The following is an 18,141-nucleotide window of genomic DNA, read 5'->3' on the forward strand; positions in this document are numbered from 1 at the left end:
AGGTCGCCGCCTGCGGAGCCGCCGTTGCCCGCGGAACCGCCGTTACCTGCGGAGCCGCCGTTGCCCGGTGTCGTCGCTCCGCCACCGGACGCGGCCGTGACGCTCAGAGCTGCAGTGACCTCGGTGCCGTCGGGCTGGATCACGGCGAGCGTGTGCGCACCGGCCGGAGTGTTCGCCGGGACGGTCACCGTGCGCTGGAACGAGCCGTCCGCATCGGCGGTGGCCGTGCCCAGCTGCACCGGGTCGGAACGCAGCTCGAGCCGCAGCTGAGCGCCCTCTGCGAAGCCGCTGCCCGTCACCGTGACCGTGCCACCGGCCTGCACGGATGCCGCGCCGAGTTCGACCTTCGCCGGAGCCTCGGGCTCGGGGGTGACCGGAGGTGTGACGCCGGCCTCGGTCACCCACTTCTCGCCCGCATCCGACTTGGTCACCGTGAACGTGTCGTAGACGGCACCGACGGGGAGGTCCGTCGTGGCGTCCGGCTGCTTCTCGGCCAGGTACGACCGGTAGACCAGCTGATTCTTCGAGACGTCGATCACCTGGTAGGTCGTCACGCCCTGACCGCGCAGCACCTGGGTGGCGCCGTTGTTGGTCCAGACGTTCTTCTCCGGCGTCTCCAGGTCGTAGTGCTTCGCGCCCGAGTTCGAGACGACGTAGACCGGGCCCGTGGTGAGGCCGGGGGTCTCGGTCGCGTCGGTGTTCACGTATCCGCGGGCGTACGTGTGGTCGTGTCCCATGAGAACCAGGTCGATGTCGTTGCGCTGGAAGACCGGCAGCCACTCGGCGCGGAGGATGGGCTCATCGCGCCCGGCCGAGGCCGAGAACACGGGCTGGTGGAACGTGACGACGTTCCACTTCGACGGGCTGTTCTGCAGCAGCAGGTCGAGCCATGCACCCTGGAAGCGCGTCCACAGGGTGCCGATCTGCGACGAGGGGCACTCCGCCCCCGCGCACGACGGGAGGCCGGCCGGGGTGAGGAACGTCGTGTCGCGAGTGGCGTTCAGGGTGATGAAACGCACGCCCTGGTAGTCGGTGTAGTACGCGGTCTCTGCGGCGAACGAGCTCCAGTGGTCGAAGAACGCGCGGTACTGCTGCGCGACCTCGGAGTCGCCCTTCGCCAGGTTCGCCAGTTCGCCGATGGAGCTGGTCGACGGGTTGTTGCGCGGGTACTCGAACGCCGCCTTCCACGCCGTGAGCAGCTTGTCGCCGGAGTACTCGTGGTTGCCGGGGGCGGCCATCACGTTCGTACGGACGGCCGAATCCTTCATGCCCTTGAACCAGTTGACCCACTCGTTCTCGTTGCTCGACGTGTTGATCAGGTCACCCGCGTGCACGGAGCCGATCGAGCGGGGAGCCTGCGCCTCGGCCTGCTTCACGACGCTCGGCCACGTGGTGTCCAGACCGATCTGGGCGTCGCCGTAGTAGATGAACTGGAAGTCGGTCGCGGACGGATCCGCGGTGCGGAAGGTGAACCAGTCGCTCCAGCTTCCGGGCAGGCCGACGCGGTAGCGGTACTCGGTGGCAGCGGTGAGACCCGTCACCGTCGCCGAGAAGTGCTTGTTCGGGTTGCCGTTCACGACACCAGCGTCGTACGCGTCGACCGTGCGGGTCTCTCCGCCGGCGGACGGGGCGATCTCGACCTGTCCGACCGTGTGTGAGGCGTCGCCTGCGAGCCAGGAGAACGACTGCGAGACGGCCGGCTGTTCGGTCGGGGTGAGGATGACGCGCGTCGGCGGCGCGACGACGGGGGTGCCCGGTGCGGAGGCCTTCACGAGGGTCAACGCGGACATGTCGAAGAAGATGTCGGAGCTGGTCGCGCGGTCCTGGAACAGCGACACCGCGATCGTGTTGGTGCCGTCGTGCAGCAGGGTTCCCTCGGCGCTGAACGTGCTCGTGAGCGGGTCGCCGTTGCCATCGCCCGCGTACTCGACGCTGGTGGTGTCGGTGATCCTGCCGTCGACGTAGCGGGCCACCTCCTGGCCGTTGATCCAAACGATGATGGCGTCGTCGTAGGTGATGGTGCTCTGCAGGGCGGCGACCTGCTCGGCGACGCCTGCCTCGAGCTCGAACGTCGTGCGGAAGAAGTAGGTCGGCACGGTCGGGGCCGCCGTGCCGTCGAGGTAGTGGTTGAGCAGGGTCTTGGGCGTCTGCGGGCCGACCGGTGCGAGCTTCCCGCCCTTGGCGCCGAACGAGCCCGGAGCCGTCTTCCACGCGCTGTCGTCGTAGGCAGGCAAGGTCCAGTCGCGGAGGGCTGCGGGTGCGGGAGACGGGTCGGATCCGTCGTCGAGGTAGTGCCAGGCGGTGTCGCCGGTGATCAGCGAGCTCGTCGGCACTTCGGGGTCGGGGGCGGCAAGAGCCGCGGGGGCGACGACGGCGCCGCCGAGCAGGGCGAGGAGCGCGACGGACGTCAGTCCGCGACGCCGCCACCGCACCGCAGGGGTGAGGGAGGTCATGTCAGTCCTTCGAGGTGGGGTTTCCGTGCTCAGCCGCACGGGGCGCCTCCACCCCATCGAAGCGGGATGACCGGGCGCTGACCTCCTGGCGACAGCAAGGTGAACTCCGCGACCGACGCTCGTGTAACGATGCTCACTACGATGTGCACATGTCCGATCCCGCGAAGCCGCGACGCTGGCGACTCGACCCGTCCTCACCTCCGGCAGCGGTACTGGAAGATCGAACGAAATGGCCGGCGTGGCAGCGGTTGTGGCGCCGGATCATGGTGAGGTGGGCGCTGTTCTCGCTCGCGTTCTTGCTTCCGTGGGGCGCGATGATGCTTCTCGCGTTCAATGAGCAAGCTGTCCCCGAAGGCATCGCGATCCCGATCCTCGCACTGCTCATGACTGTCTTCGTCAGCATGATGTTCCCCATGCGCCGTTGGACCAGACGGGAACTCGATGACTTCGCGCGGCAGGAACTCGATCTTGACGCGTGGCCCTGAGCCTTTCAGTATCTGCGCCGACGTACCGCTCGTTGATGTGTCGTTCTCCGAAGGCCCCGTCGCCCGGCCGAAACGGAGACCAACTGTGCGCGGAGCGGCGTGTCGAGGGGCGGCGCGCCGGCGCGCGGGCGGTTGGTCTGGGTTTTGGCCGGGGCGGTTGGCAGCCCCGGCACGGACGGCTCGCCCCGGTACGCTGGAACCCATGCTCAACATGGCTGACGGCCTCGCTCGTCTCGGTGCGCTCGCCGAGAACCCGGTCGTCCGCACCCTGGCGACGGCGTTCGAGGAGGCGGGCTTCGACCTCGCGGTCGTCGGCGGTCCGGTGCGTGATGCCCTGCTCGGCCGTGACACGCACGATCTCGATTTCACGACGAACGCGTCCCCCGACGACATCCTGGCCATCGTCACGCCCATCTCCACCGCGCAGTGGGACATCGGTCGCGCGTTCGGCACGATCGGCGCGCGCGTGCAGCGTGAACAGGTCGAGATCACGACCTATCGCGCGGACAGCTACGACGGTGTGACCCGCAAGCCCACCGTGGAGTTCGGCGACACCATCGACGGCGACCTCGTGCGCCGCGACTTCACCGTGAACGCCATGGCGCTGCAGGTGCCGTCCGTGAAGCTCGTCGACCCGACCGGCGGGGTAGAAGACCTCATCGCCGGCGTCCTGCGCACGCCGGCGGATCCTCGGGTGTCGTTCGGCGACGACCCGCTCCGGATGCTGCGCGCCGCTCGCTTCAGCGCCCAGCTCGGCTTCCAGGTCGAGGAGGCGACGGCCGCGGCGATCACCGAGCTGCGCGAGACGCTGAAGATCGTCAGCCCCGAGCGCGTCCAGTCCGAGCTGGTGCGCCTCATGCAGACCGACGACCCGGTGCGCGGCATCCGCGTGCTGGTGGACACCGGGCTGATCGACGAGTTCCTCCCCGAAGTGACCGAGCTGCGCCTCGAAGTCGACGAGCACCACCACCACAAGGATGTCTACGAGCACTCGCTGACCGTGCTCGCCCAGGCCATCGAGCTCGAGCACTCCCGTCATCCCGGAGCCGTACCGGATGTGCCGCTGCGCATCGCTGCGCTGCTGCACGACATCGGCAAGCCGCGCACGCGCAAGCTCGAGGCCGGGGGCGTCGTCACGTTCCACCACCACGACGTCGTGGGTGCGCGGATGGCGCGCAAGCGGCTGCAGGCGCTGCGTTTCGACACCGAGACCACGAACGCCGTCGCCACGCTCATCGAGCTGCACCTGCGCTTCTTCGGCTACGCCGAGGGGGCGTGGACGGACGCAGCCGTGCGCCGCTACGTGCGCGACGCCGGCGACCTGCTGGAACGCCTGCACATCCTCACCCGTGCCGACGTGACCACACGGAACAAGCGCAAGGCCGGCCGTCTCGCGAGCGCGTACGACGACATCGAGTCGCGCATCGCCGCGCTCCGCGAGCAGGAGGAGCTCGACGCCATCCGCCCGGAGCTCGACGGCAACCGCATCCAGCAGGTGCTCGGGATCGGACCGGGCCGCGAGGTCGGTGAGGCCTATCGGTTCCTGCTCGACCTGCGCCTGGACGAGGGTGTGCTCGGTGCGGACGTCGCCGAGCAGCGACTGCGCGAGTGGTGGGCTGCGCGCGACTGACCGCGCACAGTGACCGCGCACAGTGACCGCGCTCGGTGGCCGCACTGTGGTGGCCGCACTGTGGTGGCCGCACTGTGGCGGCTCAGACCAGGGGCGAGGTCACGATCGCTGCACTGTCGGGCGGCAGCGTCACGAGCGAGTCCTCCCGACGGAACCCCGACGTGGAAAGCAGCACCCTGGTGCGGGCTCCCACGTCGAACGCCTGCGACGTCGATGCGAGGTTGACCACCACGGAGAGGTCTCCGCGGTCGATGCGGTAGACCCGCCGTTCGGGCGTGCCGTCGGTCTCTCGGACCTCCACCGCGGTGTGCGTGGAGTCGGGGTCGGTGAGGGCGGGCCACTCCCTTCGCAGCGTCACGAGGTCGCGGTACAGGGCGAGCATCCGCGCGTGCTCCGGATCGTCGAGCTCGCTCCAGTCGAGGTGGGAGCGGGCGAACGTGTCGGGGTCCTGTGGGTCGGGCACCGCATCCGGATCCCACCCCATGCGGGCGAACTCGGCGGTCCGCCCCTCGGCGACGGCGCGGCCGAGCTCGGGTTCGGGGTGCGAGGTGAAGAACTGCCAGGGGGTGGACGCACCCCACTCCTCGCCCATGAAGAGCATCGGAGTGCCGGGGGCGGTGAGGGTCAGGACCGCAGCGACGGCCAGGCGATCCGGAGAGAGGGTGGCGGAGAGGCGGTCGCCTGCCGCGCGGTTGCCCACCTGATCGTGGTCCTGCGCGAAGGTCACGAGTCGCCACGTCGGCACTTCGGGTGGGATCGGCGCGCCGTGGGGACGTCCGCGGAAGGACGAGAACGTGCCGTCATGGAAGAACCCGTGCTCGGTCACCTTCGCCAGGGCATTCTCCGCGGCGAAGTCGGCGTAGTAGCCGCCGGTCTCCCCCGTGAGGGCCACATGGACGGCGTGGTGCCAGTCGTCTGACCACTGCGCGGTCAGGCCGTAGCCACCGGCCTCACGGGGCAGGATGAGCGTCGGATCGTTGAGGTCGGACTCGGCGATCAGGGCGAGCGGACGATCGAGCTGCACCGACAGCGCGTCGACGCGTTCGGCGAGTTCGCGGAGGATGTGCACAGGGCTCTGATCGTGCAGAGCATGCACCGCATCGAGACGCAGCCCGTCGACATGGAAGTCCTGCAACCACATCAGGGCGTTGTCGATGATGTAGTCGCGCACGGCCGGTTCGTCGAGGTTGACCGAGTCGCCCCACGCCGTGCTCTCGCCCTCGCGCAGGTAGGGGCCGAACAGGGGCAGGTAGTTGCCGCTCGGACCGAGGTGGTTGTAGACCACGTCCTGCACCACGGCGAGCCCGTGCCCGTGCGCGGCATCCACGAACCGCTGGTACGCGGCAGGGCCCCCGTACGCCTCGTGCACCGCGTACCAGAGCACTCCGTCGTAGCCCCAGTTCCAGCGCCCGTTGAAGGCGTTGACCGGAAGCAGCTCGACGTGCGTCACCCCCAGCTGCACCAGGTGAGGCAGGCGCGTGATCGCGGCGTCGAGCGTCCCCTCCGGCGTGAACGTGCCGAGGTGAAGTTCGTAGACCAGGCCTCCGGCGAGCTGCCGTCCCGCCCATCCCGCATCGCTCCAGGCGAAGTCGCCGACGTCGAACGCCGCGGATGCCGCGTGCACACCGTCGGGCTGTCGGCGAGAGCGCGGATCCGGCCGCAGCTCGGGATCGTCGTCGAAGACGAACCCGTAGCGTTCGCCGGTTTCGAGCTCGTCGCCGGCTCGCCACCATCCGCCTGACGTCGGATCGAGATCGGTCTGCGTCGTGCTGCCGTGTCGAGAGGTTCGTCTCAGCCGCACCCTGCTCGCCTTCGGTGCCCAGACCTCGATCATCGATACCCCGCCGTCATCGACACCCCGCCGTCATCGATACCCGCCGACACCGTCGTGCCGTCATCGAGCACACGGATTTCATCGGGCGAGCTCGAGCAGAGCCACCGGATACGTGTCCAGCAGCTCGGCCAGCCGGACCGGCCCCGGTCCGATGCGTCGGCCGGTCAGCAGGTCGGTGGCGGGGAGGCCGGGGCGCATCATGACAGTGTCGCCCCATCCTCCGCGGCGCGCCAGCCCCATCGGAAGACGGGTGGCCACGACGGTGATCCCTCCGCGATGAGCCGCGACAGCGTGGTCGGCTGCCGCGCCCTCGACGACAGCGGGACGGTAGAACCGGAACAGCTCGGGGTTGTCTCGACGGGCGCGCAGTGCTCGCGACGTGACGAGCAGCTTCGCCCGCGCAGAGTCGTCGACGGCGGGGAGGATGCCCCGCGCGACCTCCGCGTCGAGCTCCGCGAGCATCCGCCTCCGCAGCTCGAAGTCGACCGGTCGACGGTTGTCGGGGTCGACGAGGGAGAGGTCCCACAGCTCCGTGCCCTGATACACGTCGGGGACGCCGGGCGCGGTGAGCTGCAGCAGCTTCGCGGAGAGCGAGTTGGAGCGGCCGGCCGCCAGGATCTCGTCCACGAAGCGTTCCAGGATCGGGGCGGCTTTGCCCTCGAGCGCCTGCGCGATCGTCGCGAGGCCCTCCTCGAACCGCGCATCCGGATGCTGCCAGGTCGTGGCCTCCGCGGCCTCGCGTGCCGCCTTGGTCGCATAGGCGAGGAAACGCTCGGAGGAGAGGGGCCACGCACCGACCGCCGCCTGCCAGAGCAGGGCATCCAGCGGACCGTGGCCGGTGGTCGCGATGGTGCGGAGCTCACCCAGCACCTCGGCCCAGCGCTCGGGGATCTCGGAGAGGACCGACAGTCGGGCGCGCACATCCTCCGAGCGCTTCGTGTCGTGCGTCGACAGCGTGGTCATCGAGTGGGGCCAGGCGCCGAGCCTGGCGTTCTGCCGCCGATGGAAGTCGTCGACCGTCACGGCGGGGATCGCGGGGTCGGCGCCCACCTCGGTGAGCGTTCCCAGTCGGGTCAAGCGGTAGAACGCGGTGTCCTCGACGCCCTTCGCCATCACCGCTCCAGTTACCTGAGGAAAGCGCTGCGCGACCTCGAGTCGGGGGTCGGACAGCAGCGGCTCGAGCTCGGCGAAGGCCGCCGAGAGGTCGGGGCGGCGTCGACGGGCCTCGGTGAACGCGACGCGCAGATGCTCGCGCCCCTCGGGGAGGTACGAGCGATAGACCGGGAAGCACGCCACGAGTTCAGCCAGGGCGTCATCGGCGTGCACGATCCCGTGGGGCAGAGTGCGCACGAGCCGGCGCACCTCCGCCTGCAGCAGCCCGTCGGCGATCATGCGCTTGGAGTCGTGGATCAGGTCAGGCCACGCGGGGGCGGCCGGGAGCCCGGTCTCCGCACGCAGCCTCTCGTCGAGAGTGTCGAGAGCGTCGACTCCCGCACGGTCGACGAAGAGCCGATCGATGTCGGCGAGAGCGTCGTATCCGGTCGTTCCATCGGTGCGCCACCACGCGGGCAGGGCTTCGCCCGGTTCGAGGATCTTCTCGACCAGCGTGTACGCCCGCCCCGTCGCGTCAGCCAGGCGCTCCAGATATCCGGTCGGATCGACGAGCCCGTCGGGGTGATCGACACGTAGTCCGTCCGCGAGCCCGCTGCGGATCCATCGGATGATCTCGCGATGCGACTCCGCGAAGACGTCCGGCAGCTCGACTCGGAGGCCGGCGAGCTCGGAGACGGCGAAGAACCGTCTGTAGTTGAGATCGGTGTTCTGCTCCTCCCAGTAGCGGAGGTCGTAATGCTGGGCGGCGAGCAGTGCGGGAAGGTCGTCGGCCAGCTGCGCCGTGCCGGGGGCGAGCGGCAGCACGTGCTCGAAGTACGTCAGCACGCCGTCGGGCGCGTCGGGTGCCGGGGTCGTGTCGACGGCGAAGAGGCGCTCGGTGATCGCCCGATCCGGTGATGAGCCCAGGATCGGCAGGATCAGACGCCCACCGCCGGCCGCCCAGTCGATGTCGAAGGCCGCCGCGACACGGGTCTCCCTCCCCAGACGCAGCACCTCCCACCACCAGGCGTTCTGGCGTGGGGCACCGACTCCCATGTGGTTGGGCACGATGTCGGCGAGGATCCCGAGCCCTGCGGCCCGAGCGGCGGCGGCGAAGCGCTCGAGTCCTTCCTCGCCTCCGCGCTCGGGGTCGACGCGTCCGTGGTCGACCACGTCGTAACCGTGGTTCGAGCCGCTGACCGCCGCGAGCACGGGGGAGAGGTACGCCCAGGAGACGCCGAGGTCGGCGAGGTAATCGGTCACCCCTGCCGCGGAGTCGAGGGGGAAATCGGCGGTGATCTGCAATCGGTAGGTGGAGAGCGGACGCAGGGTCACGACGCCGCCTGCCCGCTCTGGGCGCGGAGGGAGGCGTCGACCGAGTCGTCGGCGGCCTCCGGCACTCCGTCGATCTCCTGCAGCACCAGGGTCGCCTTGCCGTCGAGCGGGATGCCGTTCCCGGGCTCCAGCGCGCGATCCGCGGCCAGTTCGCCTGCGGTGTCGACGACGATCCGCCATTGCGCACCGTGGCGCTCGTCGGGGATGACGAGGTCGATCGGCTCGTCGCCGCTGTTGAAGTAGACGAGGAAGTTCACGTCGGTGACGGGGCGCCCTCGCGAATCGTTCTCGCGGATGCCCTGTCCGTTGAGGAACATCCCCACGGAGCGCCCGAATCCGGAATCCCAGTCCTCCGGGGCCATCGGTCGGCCATCGGGGCGCAGCCAGACGACGTCGGGGATGCGGTCGTCGTCGGAGCGGCCGGGGCGACCGTCGAAGAAGCGGCTGCGGCGGAAGGTGGGATGCTCACGGCGGAGTCGGGCCACGGCGGCGGTGAACTCGACGAGGGGCAGGTCGGCCGCCTCCCAGTCGATCCAGGTGAGCTCGTTGTCCTGCGCGTAGCCGTTGTTGTTGCCGTGCTGCGTGCGGCCGAGCTCGTCGCCGTGGGAGATCATCGGCACGCCCTGCGAGAGCAGCAGCGTGGCGAGGAAGTTCCGCTGCTGACGCGCGCGGCGCCGGTTGATGTCGATGTCGTCGGTCGGTCCCTCCGCGCCCATGTTGTCGGAGCGGTTGTGGGATTCGCCGTCGTTGTTGTCCTCGCCGTTCGCCTCGTTGTGCTTCTCGTTGTACGAGACGAGGTCGCGCAGGGTGAAGCCGTCGTGCGCAGTGACGAAGTTGATCGAGGCGACGGGTCGTCGGCCGGAGTGCTCGTACAGGTCGGCGGACCCGGTGAGGCGGGAGGCGAACTCGCCGAGTGCCTGCGGCTCACCGCGCCAGAAATCGCGCACGGTGTCTCGGTACTTGCCGTTCCACTCTGTCCACTGCGGCGGGAAGTTGCCCACCTGGTAGCCCCCGGGGCCGATGTCCCACGGCTCGGCGATGAGCTTCACCTGCGAGACGATCGGGTCCTGCTGCACGAGCTCGAAGAACGCCGCGAGGCGGTCGACGTCGTAGAACTCGCGGGCGAGGGTCGCCGCGAGGTCGAAGCGGAACCCGTCGACGTGCATCTCGGTCACCCAATAGCGCAGCGAGTCCATGAGCAGCTGCAGGGCATGCGGATTGCCCGCGTTCAGACTGTTGCCCGTGCCGGTGTAGTCCGTGTAGTAGCGCTTGTCCTCTTCGAGTCGGTAGTACGCCTCGTTGTCGATACCGCGCATCGAGAGCGTCGGGCCGAGGTGGTTGCCCTCCGCGGTGTGGTTGTAGACCACGTCGAGGATGACCTCGATCCCGGCCTCGTGCAGGGTGCGCACCATCGCCCGGAACTCCTGCACCTGCTGGCCGTGCTCGCCCGTCGCGGAGTAGGTGTTGTGCGGGGCGAAGAACCCCAGGGTGTTGTAGCCCCAGTAGTTCGACAGCCCCTTCTCCTCGAGCACGGAGTCGTCGACGAACTGGTGCACGGGCATGAGCTCCAGCGCCGTGATGCCGAGGCGCTGGAGGTGCTCGACGACGGCGGGGTGGGCGATGCCGGCGTAGGTGCCTCGGAGCTCTTCGGGGATGTCGGGATGCCGCTGGGTGAGCCCCTTCACGTGCGCCTCGTAGATCACGGTCTCGGCATATGGGGTCTTCAGCGGTCGATCACCCGCCCATTCGAAGAAGGGATTGACCACGACGCTCTTGACCATCGCGGCCGCGGAGTCGTCGTCGTTGCGCGAGTCGGGATCGCCGAAGTCGTAGCCGAAGAGGGGCTGGCCCCAGTCCATCCGCCCGGCGACGGCCTTGGCGTACGGGTCGAGCAGCAGCTTGTTCGCGTTGAAGCGCTGCCCCTGGGCGGGGTCGTACGGTCCGTGCACGCGGTAGCCGTAGAGCTGCCCCGGCTGCACCGTGGGAAGGTAGCCGTGCCAGACGAACGCGTCCACCTCGGTGAGGGGCACGCGGGTCTCCGTGCCGTCCTCATCGAACAGGCACAGCTCGACGCGCTCGGCGCCTTCGCTGAAGAGGGCGAAGTTCGTCCCCTGACCGTCGAAGGTCGCCCCGAGCGGATATGCGGTTCCGGGCCAGATCTCGCCGCTCATCCGGCGACGGTGTGGTTGCGGGTGCCGGCTGCCATGGCATCGACGATACTCACTGCACGCTCGAAATCGTAGACCTGCGCGACCTCCACCGAGCGGGGATACGGGTGGCCCAGATAGCAGACGAAAAGCGGTGGCACGACGTCGATGTAGCCGACGGGACGATCGTGGCTGACGACGTAGCGGTCGAAGCCGACGCGCTCGCACACGGCTTCGACCGCGGGCCGGTGAGCCGGTCTGTCGGCGGGGTGCGCGGAGGCGTGGCGGGCAGAGCCAGTGGGGGTGGGGGTTCGGACGTTCATGGCGCCTCCTGACTCGTGGGGTGCTCCCACGCTAGGAACCAGACCGCCCTTCGGGAACACCGTTGCCAGGGCGGCGAGGAGGAGGTATGGCGCGTCCTTCTCCTCGCCGTCCGGGCGTCAGGTCTCGTCGGGATATCAGCTCTCGTGGGGGCGGCGTTGCAGTTCCGTGACGACGACGCCCGAGTCGTAGGCGACCGTCTGCACCGCATCGAACCGCTCGGGACGGTAAGAGCGCTCACGGAAGAGCGGGATGCCCGCCCCGAAGAGCAGCGGCTGCCGCTTCAGCACGAGTCGATCGATCTCGTCTGCGAGGGTTGCCGCGAGTGCGCCGCCGCCGCACAGCCAGATCGCTGCTCCCTCCTCCTGCTTCAGGCGTCGCACCACCGACACGGGGTGCTCCGCTGTCACTTCGAGGTTCTCGCCGTCCGCTGTCCTCGTGCTGCTGAACACGATCTGGCGGAGGTGTCGATAGGGACTCGACAGCCCGCCCACGGCGTAGGTGTTCCACCCCATGAGGACGGTGTCGAACATCTCGCGCCGCTGCGGAACCCCGAGGGCTTCGGCGGCGACGGTCGGCAGCGTGTCGGCGAAGCGGGCATTGATGCCGTCCATGTGGTCGCCCTCGATGAGGAACGCGTCGAATTCACCGTTCGGACCAGCGATGTACCCGTCGAGGCTGACGGCGGCGTAGTACACGAGCTCTCGCATGGTTCTCCAATCACAACATCTGTAGCGGTTACAGTACAACAGGCGTAGTGATTGCGCTAGGGTTCCTTCCATGGTGAAGAACGACTCGCGACGACGGACCATCGCGGATGCGGGACTCGCCGTGCTCGCACGCGAAGGATCACGGGGGCTCACGCACCGAGCCGTCGACGTCGCCGCTCAGGTCCCGATCGGCACGACGTCGAACTACTTCCGCAGCAGGGACGCCCTGATCGAAGGACTGGTCGAGCGGATCGGGGAGCGTCTCGCACCGAGCGCCGATGATCTCGAACGCCGGTCGAAGGCCGCCCCGGGACCCGCGCTCTTCGCCGACTACCTCCGCGACATCGTGCGACGCCTGACCGACGATCGGGACGTGACGCTCGCGCTGTTCGAGCTGCGGCTCGAGGGCGGTCGGCGGCCCGAGGTCGCAGCCGTCCTCGGTGCGTGGCAGCGCGCCGGGTTCGACGCCGACGTGGCTTTCAACACCGCGGCGGGACTCCCGGGTGGACGCCGCGAGATCGCCCTGTTCCACTATGCGATCGATGGACTCCTGCTCGACAGGCTCACGACGCCCATCGATCAGGAGACCTCCACCGACGACGTCATCGACGACCTGGTCGCCGGGCTCATCCGCTGACCCGGCGGGGTGTTCCCTCGGGGGCGCGCTGCTCGTACACTGAGGCAACGCACGCTCTCGACGATCGGAGACCGCTGTGTCTGCGCCGTGGCAGGTATCCCGCGAGTCGCTTCCCCCGACATCGCGACTTCTCATCGAGCGTGCGCACGAGGAGCTGCTCGCCGGGAACCTCGAAGACCGGCGTCTGCAGGAGGTGCGGCCACTCGTCCGGGAGTCGTGGGAGCGGGCGTGGCGCAGTCGCGTCGGCCCCGAGGGCGCTCCTCCGCTCGATCTCGTGAGCGACGAGCTGGACGCCTATCGGCTGGCGCATCCGCTCGCCTCCGTCATGGACATGATCCGTGCCCTCCTGCTGCCCGGCGAGGCCCAGGATGCCGGTGTCGTCATCGCCGTCGGCGACCAGGCGGGCCGTCTGCTGTGGATCGAGGGCGACAGGCAGCTGCGGTCGCTCACCGACGACATGGGCTTCGTCGCGGGAGCGAACTGGTCGGAGGATGCCGTCGGCACCAGCGCACCCGGAACCGCTCTGGTGCTCGGACAGTCCGTGCAGATCCGCGGCGCGGAGCACTACAACCGTCTCGTGCACCCCTGGTCCTGCACCGCGGCTCCCGTCCGCGACCCGGAGACGCACCGCGTGCTCGGGGTCATCGACATCACCGGGGGAGCGGAGGTCGTCTCGCTGCAGGCACGGCTGCTCGTGGATGCGACAGCCCGCGCCGTGGAGTCGGAGCTGATGGTGGCGCGTCTGCGGGCGCGCAGCGAGGCGCACCGGCCTCGTGCGTCGGCTGCGAAGTCCCGGGTGCCGGCAACGGCGCGGGCGACACTTCACGTGCTCGGACGCGATCGTGCCCGATTGGAGACGGAGTCGGACCACGAAGAGTCCGTGATCGAGCTCAGCGCCCGTCATGCCGCGATCCTGCTGATGCTCGGCGTGCACCGACAGGGACTCTCGGCCGAGCGCCTGTGCGAGCTCGTGTACGGACCGGGCGTCTCGCCCGACACGCTCCGCCCCGAGATGGTCCGGCTGCGGAAGGTGCTCGAGCGCACGGCTCCCGACCTCGTGCCGGAGTCGCGACCGTACCGCCTTCCCGTCACCCTCGACACCGATGCGCACGACGTTCTGTCGCTGCTGGACCGAGGTGCCCACAGGGTGGCGCTCACCGCCTACCGAGGACCGGTGCTGCCCGAGTCGACGTCGCCGGGTGTGGAGGAATTCCGCGAGTCGGTGCGCGCGGCGCTGCGGGAGGCGATGCTGTCCGAGGCGAGTCTCGACGTGCTGCTCTCCTATGCGGAGATCCCCGAGGGCCAGGGTGACGCCGAAGCCCTCCGCCTCGCCCTGGAGATGCTCCCCGCCCGGTCGCCGAAGCGCGCGGGACTGGTCGCGCGGATCGAGCGTCTCGAGGCCTGAGCCTCTGCAACCGGTCGCAACGTTGCGCATCGGGTCGCAACGTCGGTCGACCTAGCTTCGGGGAAGAGCCGCAGCACCGAAGCGCGGCGCACCCGTCGAAGGAGACCCCCATGACCATCGTCGAAGAAGACGTGTCCGTCGCCCCATCGTCCACCGCATACGCCGCCCCCGGGCAGCCCGGAGCCGTCGCGAACTATCGGGCGCGCTACGGCCACTACATCGGTGGCGAGTTCGTGGAACCCGTCAAGGGCCAGTACTTCGAGAACGTCAGCCCCGTCAACGGCAAGCCCTTCACCGAGGTCGGGCGCGGCACCAGCGAAGACATCGACCGGGCGGTCGAGGTCGCCTGGCAGGCATTCGCCGGCTGGGGCAAGACGAGCCCAGCCGAGCGGTCGGTGATCCTCAACCGCATCGCCGACCGCATCGAGCAGCACCTGGAGGAGATCGCGGTCGCCGAGACGTGGGAGAACGGCAAGCCCGTGCGGGAGACGCTCGCGGCCGACATCCCTCTCGCGGTCGATCACTTCCGCTACTTCGCCGGAGTGCTTCGGGCTCAGGAGGGCGGCATCAGCCAGCTCGACGAGAACACCGTGGCGTACCACTTCCATGAGCCGCTCGGCGTGGTCGGGCAGATCATCCCGTGGAACTTCCCGATCCTGATGGCGGTGTGGAAGCTGGCGCCCGCGCTCGCCGCAGGCAACTGCGTGGTGATCAAGCCGGCCGAACAGACCCCGGCCTCACTGCTGTTCCTGTTCGACATCATCGGCGACCTTCTGCCCGCCGGCGTCGTCAACATCGTCAACGGCTTCGGCATCGAGGCGGGTGCTCCGCTCGCACAGCACAAGCGCATCCGCAAGGTCGCCTTCACCGGAGAGACCACGACCGGGCGACTGATCATGCAGTACGCATCGCAGAACCTCATCCCGGTGACGCTCGAACTCGGAGGCAAGAGCCCGAACGTGTTCTTCGAAGATGTCGCCCGCTCGACGAACGACCCCTTCTACGACAAGGCGCTCGAGGGGTTCACGATGTTCGCGCTCAATCAGGGCGAGGTCTGCACCTGCCCGTCTCGCGCCCTCATCCAGCGCTCGATCTACGACGGCTTCCTCGCCGACGGCCTGGAGCGGGTGGGCAAGGTCGTGCAGGGCAACCCGCTCGACCCCGCCACCATGATCGGAGCTCAGGCGTCGAACGACCAGCTGGAGAAGATCCTCAGCTACATCGACATCGGGAAGCAGGGCGGTGCGCGGCTGCTGACCGGTGGCGAGCGCGTCGACCTCGGCGGCGATCTCAGCGAGGGCTACTACGTGGCTCCGACCGTGTTCGAGGGCACGAACGACATGCGCATCTTCCAGGAGGAGATCTTCGGCCCGGTGCTGTCGGTCACCTCGTTCGACGGCTTCGACGACGCGATCTCGATCGCCAACGACACCCTGTACGGACTGGGCGCCGGGGTGTGGAGCCGCAGCGGCGACACGGCCTACCGCGCGGGACGGGCGATCGAGGCCGGACGGGTGTGGACCAACACGTATCACCAGTACCCGGCGCATGCGGCATTCGGCGGATACAAGCAGTCCGGCGTCGGACGGGAGAACCACAAGATGATGCTCGACCACTACCAGCAGACGAAGAACCTCCTGGTCTCGTACGCCGAAGGCCCGATGGGCTTCTTCTGAGTCACCTCTCCGGGCGGGCGCACGAGCGTCCGCCCGGACATATTCTCTGAAGGGAATGAACCGTGATCGGCGACGAGACCGTGGAACGCGTGGCCGTGACGGAAGCAGCGGCATCGCTCGTGCGCGACCTCACGGCCCAGCACGGACCCCTCATGTTCCACCAGTCCGGCGGCTGCTGCGACGGCTCATCACCCATGTGCTACCCGGTCGGCATGTTCATCACCGGGCAGGGCGACATACTTCTCGGGGCGCTCGACGTCGGCCTGGACCGGCCCGTCGAGGTGTACATGTCGGAATCGCAGTTCGAGTACTGGAAGTACACGCACCTGACGATCGACGTCGTGCCCGGCCGCGGTGCGGGTTTCAGCGTCGAGGGCCCCACCGGCATGCGATTCCTGATCCGCTCCCGGATGCTCTGACCTACTCCGGTCGCGATATGACAGCCGAATCGGCGAATCCAGCTGTCATATCGCGACGGGAGCGGCACTCAGCGCGGCAGCCGCGGAACAGCGTCGACGAGCGCCCGCGTGTAAGGGTCCTGTGGAGCGTGCAGCACGTCGGACGTGGCGCCCTGCTCCACCACGCGGCCGTCCTTCAAGACCACCGTTCGGTCGCAGGCCGAGGCGATCGCGGTGAGGTCGTGCGACACCATCACGAGCGAGAGGCCGTTCTCGCGGCGCAGTCGATCGAGCAGTTCGAGCACCTGCACGCGAGTGGTCACATCGAGCGCGCTGACCGGTTCGTCGGCGAGCAATACCCGGGGGCGGGAGACCACGGCTCGGGCGATCGCGATGCGCTGACGCTGGCCTCCCGAGAACTCGTGCGGGTAGCGGCGTGCGGTGTCGGCAGGAAGCCCGACCGCGTCGAGGGCCTCAGAGATGCGGCGCTGGGCATCCGCACCGGACGCCAGCCCCAGCGACCGCAGCGGTTCGCCGACGATGCGGTCGATGCGCTGTCGGGGGTCGAGCGAGGAGTACGGGTCCTGGAAGATCGGTTGCACGCTCGCGCGGAAGCGACGCATCTGGGCGCGGTCGCGCGGGTTCAGGGCGGTGCCCTCGAACAGCACCTGCCCGCCGAGCGGGGTGGCGAGCCCGAGCAGCAGTCGTAGGATCGTGGACTTTCCCGCACCCGACTCACCGACCAGGCCGAGCGAGTCGCCTTCATCGATGCTCAGAGAGACGTCGTCGAGCACGCGACGGGATCCGTAGGCGAAGCCGGCGCCGTGCAGTTCGAGGAGCGTCATCGTCCGCCCTCCTTGGCGTCGAGGAATGCGTCCAGAGCCCGGGCGCTGTCGACCAGCATCCGCGTGTACGGCTCGGCCGGCTCGTGCAGCACCTGCGCGACCGTACCCGATTCGACCACGAGGCCGTCGCGCAGCACGACGATGCGTTCGACCATGCGAGACACCACGGCCAGATCGTGGCTGATGAACAGCAGCGCCATGCCGCGCTCGTCGACGAGGCGTTCGAGCAGCGTGAGCACGCCGTCCTGCACGGTCACATCCAGCGCGGTGGTCGGCTCGTCGGCGATGAGCAGCTGCGGGCGCGCGGCCAGGGCGATGGCGATGGCCACACGCTGACGCTGACCGCCGGAGAGCTCGTGCGGGTAGGAGCGGGCGATGCGGGTGTCGGTCAGGGCGACCTCGCCGAGCGCGGTGGCGACGGCCTTCGCGAGCTCACCGCCACGCAGCCCGAGATGGCGTCGCAGGGGCTCCGCGATCTGACGCCCCACCCGCATCAGCGGATCGAGCGCGGTGAGGGGCTCCTGGAACACGATCTGAGCGACGGGACCGCGCAGCGGTCGCAGCTCCGCATCCCGCGCGCCGACGACCTGGTGCCCGCCGAGCAGCACCGAGCCCGATGCGCTGAGGGCGTCAGGGAGCAGGCCGGTCACCGCGAGCGAGGTCAGCGACTTGCCCGAGCCGGACTCGCCGATCAGCCCCAGGCGCTCACCCGCCGCGAGGGAGAACGAGACATCGCGCACCAGCGGCCCGGAAGCAGCGCGGACTGTGAGGCCCGTGACGTCGAGAATACTCATCGACTCCTCCGGCGGGTCGGGTCGGCGATGTCGCGCAGACCGTCGGCGAGGAAGTTCACACCGAGCACCAGCGCGATGATCGCGATACCGGGAGCGATGGCACCCACCGGGGCGACGAGGACGGTGCCCTGCGCTTCTTGCAGCATCCGTCCCCACGATGCGTTGGGCGGCGGTGCGCCGAGACCCAGGTACGACAGGCTCGCCTCGGCGAGCACCGCGGCGCCGAACTGCAGCGCGAGGCTCACGGCGAGGGTGGGGGCGATGTTCGGCAGCACGTGCTGGAACACGATGCCGAGCACCCCGGTACCGCTCGTGCGCGCGGCGGTGATGTACTGCTCCTGCAGCACGCGGCGCGCCAGGATGCGGGTGAGGCGGGCCA

Annotated in this window: 15 protein-coding genes; 6 read left to right on the forward strand and 9 right to left on the reverse strand. The window is 69.1% G+C overall.

What is annotated here, in order from left to right; translation table 11 throughout:
* A partial coding sequence (locus DSP71_RS07015) for a fibronectin type III domain-containing protein (protein WP_258546309.1) occupies window positions 1-2,453 on the reverse strand: 2,453 nt, incomplete at its 3' end.
* A 149-nt stretch (window positions 2,454-2,602) separates the two neighbouring features.
* On the opposite strand from DSP71_RS07015, the gene DSP71_RS07020 reads away from it, so the two are divergent.
* Together DSP71_RS07020 and DSP71_RS07025 are read left to right on the forward strand one after the other, a co-directional pair.
* A complete protein-coding gene (locus tag DSP71_RS07020) occupies window positions 2,603-2,938 on the forward strand; it encodes a hypothetical protein (RefSeq protein WP_147251226.1) in 336 nt (111 codons plus the stop codon).
* A 202-nt stretch (window positions 2,939-3,140) separates the two neighbouring features.
* Window positions 3,141-4,568, forward strand: a complete 1,428-nt coding sequence (locus DSP71_RS07025) for a CCA tRNA nucleotidyltransferase (protein ID WP_113680724.1) — start codon at window positions 3,141-3,143, stop codon at window positions 4,566-4,568.
* 82 nt (window positions 4,569-4,650) lie between these two features.
* Here DSP71_RS07025 and treZ read toward each other — a convergent pair whose 3' ends face one another.
* The 5 genes from treZ to DSP71_RS07050 all read right to left on the reverse strand — a co-directional run bounded on the left by treZ (window position 4,651) and on the right by DSP71_RS07050 (window position 12,007).
* Window positions 4,651-6,402 (reverse strand): malto-oligosyltrehalose trehalohydrolase, encoded by a 1,752-nt coding sequence (treZ, locus tag DSP71_RS07030; protein WP_113680725.1) that lies wholly within the window; start codon window positions 6,400-6,402, stop codon window positions 4,651-4,653.
* A gap of 78 nt (window positions 6,403-6,480) precedes the next feature.
* A complete protein-coding gene (gene treY / locus DSP71_RS07035) occupies window positions 6,481-8,829 on the reverse strand; it encodes a malto-oligosyltrehalose synthase (RefSeq protein ID WP_113680726.1) in 2,349 nt (782 codons plus the stop codon).
* Window positions 8,826-11,000, reverse strand: coding sequence for a glycogen debranching protein GlgX (gene glgX, locus DSP71_RS07040; protein ID WP_113680727.1), 2,175 nt, complete (start codon window positions 10,998-11,000; stop codon window positions 8,826-8,828). The genes treY and glgX overlap by 4 nt, the downstream gene beginning before the upstream one ends.
* Window positions 10,997-11,299 (reverse strand): hypothetical protein, encoded by a 303-nt coding sequence (locus DSP71_RS07045; RefSeq protein ID WP_147251227.1) that lies wholly within the window; start codon window positions 11,297-11,299, stop codon window positions 10,997-10,999. The genes glgX and DSP71_RS07045 overlap by 4 nt, the downstream gene beginning before the upstream one ends.
* 135 nt (window positions 11,300-11,434) lie before the next feature.
* A complete protein-coding gene (locus DSP71_RS07050) occupies window positions 11,435-12,007 on the reverse strand; it encodes a dihydrofolate reductase family protein (RefSeq protein ID WP_058631916.1) in 573 nt (190 codons plus the stop codon).
* A 70-nt stretch (window positions 12,008-12,077) separates the two neighbouring features.
* Here DSP71_RS07050 and DSP71_RS07055 point away from each other — a divergent pair, with 70 nt between their 5' ends.
* From DSP71_RS07055 to DSP71_RS07070, 4 genes are all read left to right on the forward strand, one after another.
* A complete protein-coding gene (locus DSP71_RS07055) occupies window positions 12,078-12,644 on the forward strand; it encodes a TetR/AcrR family transcriptional regulator (RefSeq protein WP_113680729.1) in 567 nt (188 codons plus the stop codon).
* A 76-nt stretch (window positions 12,645-12,720) separates the two neighbouring features.
* Window positions 12,721-14,049: a transcriptional regulator gene (locus DSP71_RS07060; RefSeq protein WP_113680730.1), complete on the forward strand. Its 1,329-nt coding sequence runs from the start codon at window positions 12,721-12,723 to the stop codon at window positions 14,047-14,049.
* A gap of 110 nt (window positions 14,050-14,159) precedes the next feature.
* The gene (locus DSP71_RS07065; protein ID WP_046748506.1) at window positions 14,160-15,725 is read left to right on the forward strand and encodes an aldehyde dehydrogenase family protein; all 1,566 of its coding nucleotides are present in this window, start codon (window positions 14,160-14,162) and stop codon (window positions 15,723-15,725) included.
* Window positions 15,726-15,787: 62 nt separating this feature from the next.
* A complete protein-coding gene (locus DSP71_RS07070; RefSeq protein WP_258546310.1) occupies window positions 15,788-16,144 on the forward strand; it encodes a DUF779 domain-containing protein in 357 nt (118 codons plus the stop codon).
* A 68-nt stretch (window positions 16,145-16,212) separates the two neighbouring features.
* Here the strand turns inward: DSP71_RS07070 and DSP71_RS07075 are convergent, their stop codons facing one another.
* The 3 genes from DSP71_RS07075 to DSP71_RS07085 all read right to left on the reverse strand — a co-directional run.
* On the reverse strand, window positions 16,213-16,968 hold the full coding sequence (locus DSP71_RS07075; protein ID WP_113680731.1) for an ABC transporter ATP-binding protein: 756 nt from the start codon (window positions 16,966-16,968) through the stop codon (window positions 16,213-16,215).
* Window positions 16,965-17,762 (reverse strand): ABC transporter ATP-binding protein, encoded by a 798-nt coding sequence (locus DSP71_RS07080; RefSeq protein WP_113680732.1) that lies wholly within the window; start codon window positions 17,760-17,762, stop codon window positions 16,965-16,967. Before DSP71_RS07080 ends, DSP71_RS07075 begins: the two co-directional genes overlap by 4 nt.
* Window positions 17,759-18,141 (reverse strand): ABC transporter permease (locus DSP71_RS07085; protein WP_147251228.1); only part of this gene is annotated, 383 nt, incomplete at its 5' end. The genes DSP71_RS07080 and DSP71_RS07085, both read right to left, overlap by 4 nt.

Origin of the sequence: Microbacterium sp. H6 (assembly GCF_003314775.1) — a bacterium.
GTDB lineage: Bacteria > Actinomycetota > Actinomycetes > Actinomycetales > Microbacteriaceae > Microbacterium > Microbacterium oxydans.

Bases quoted from the DNA above. Each gene is read 5' to 3' on its own strand.
- DSP71_RS07020 (WP_147251226.1), top strand. From the start codon at position 2,603: ATGTCCGATCCCGCGAAGCCGCGACGCTGGCGACTCGACCCGTCCTCA.
- DSP71_RS07025 (WP_113680724.1), top strand. From the start codon at position 3,141: ATGCTCAACATGGCTGACGGCCTCGCTCGTCTCGGTGCGCTCGCCGAG.
- treZ (WP_113680725.1), bottom strand. From the start codon at position 6,402: ATGATCGAGGTCTGGGCACCGAAGGCGAGCAGGGTGCGGCTGAGACGA.
- glgX (WP_113680727.1), bottom strand. From the start codon at position 11,000: ATGAGCGGCGAGATCTGGCCCGGAACCGCATATCCGCTCGGGGCGACC.
- DSP71_RS07045 (WP_147251227.1), bottom strand. From the start codon at position 11,299: ATGAACGTCCGAACCCCCACCCCCACTGGCTCTGCCCGCCACGCCTCC.
- DSP71_RS07050 (WP_058631916.1), bottom strand. From the start codon at position 12,007: ATGCGAGAGCTCGTGTACTACGCCGCCGTCAGCCTCGACGGGTACATC.
- DSP71_RS07055 (WP_113680729.1), top strand. From the start codon at position 12,078: ATGGTGAAGAACGACTCGCGACGACGGACCATCGCGGATGCGGGACTC.
- DSP71_RS07065 (WP_046748506.1), top strand. From the start codon at position 14,160: ATGACCATCGTCGAAGAAGACGTGTCCGTCGCCCCATCGTCCACCGCA.
- DSP71_RS07075 (WP_113680731.1), bottom strand. From the start codon at position 16,968: ATGACGCTCCTCGAACTGCACGGCGCCGGCTTCGCCTACGGATCCCGT.
- DSP71_RS07080 (WP_113680732.1), bottom strand. From the start codon at position 17,762: ATGAGTATTCTCGACGTCACGGGCCTCACAGTCCGCGCTGCTTCCGGG.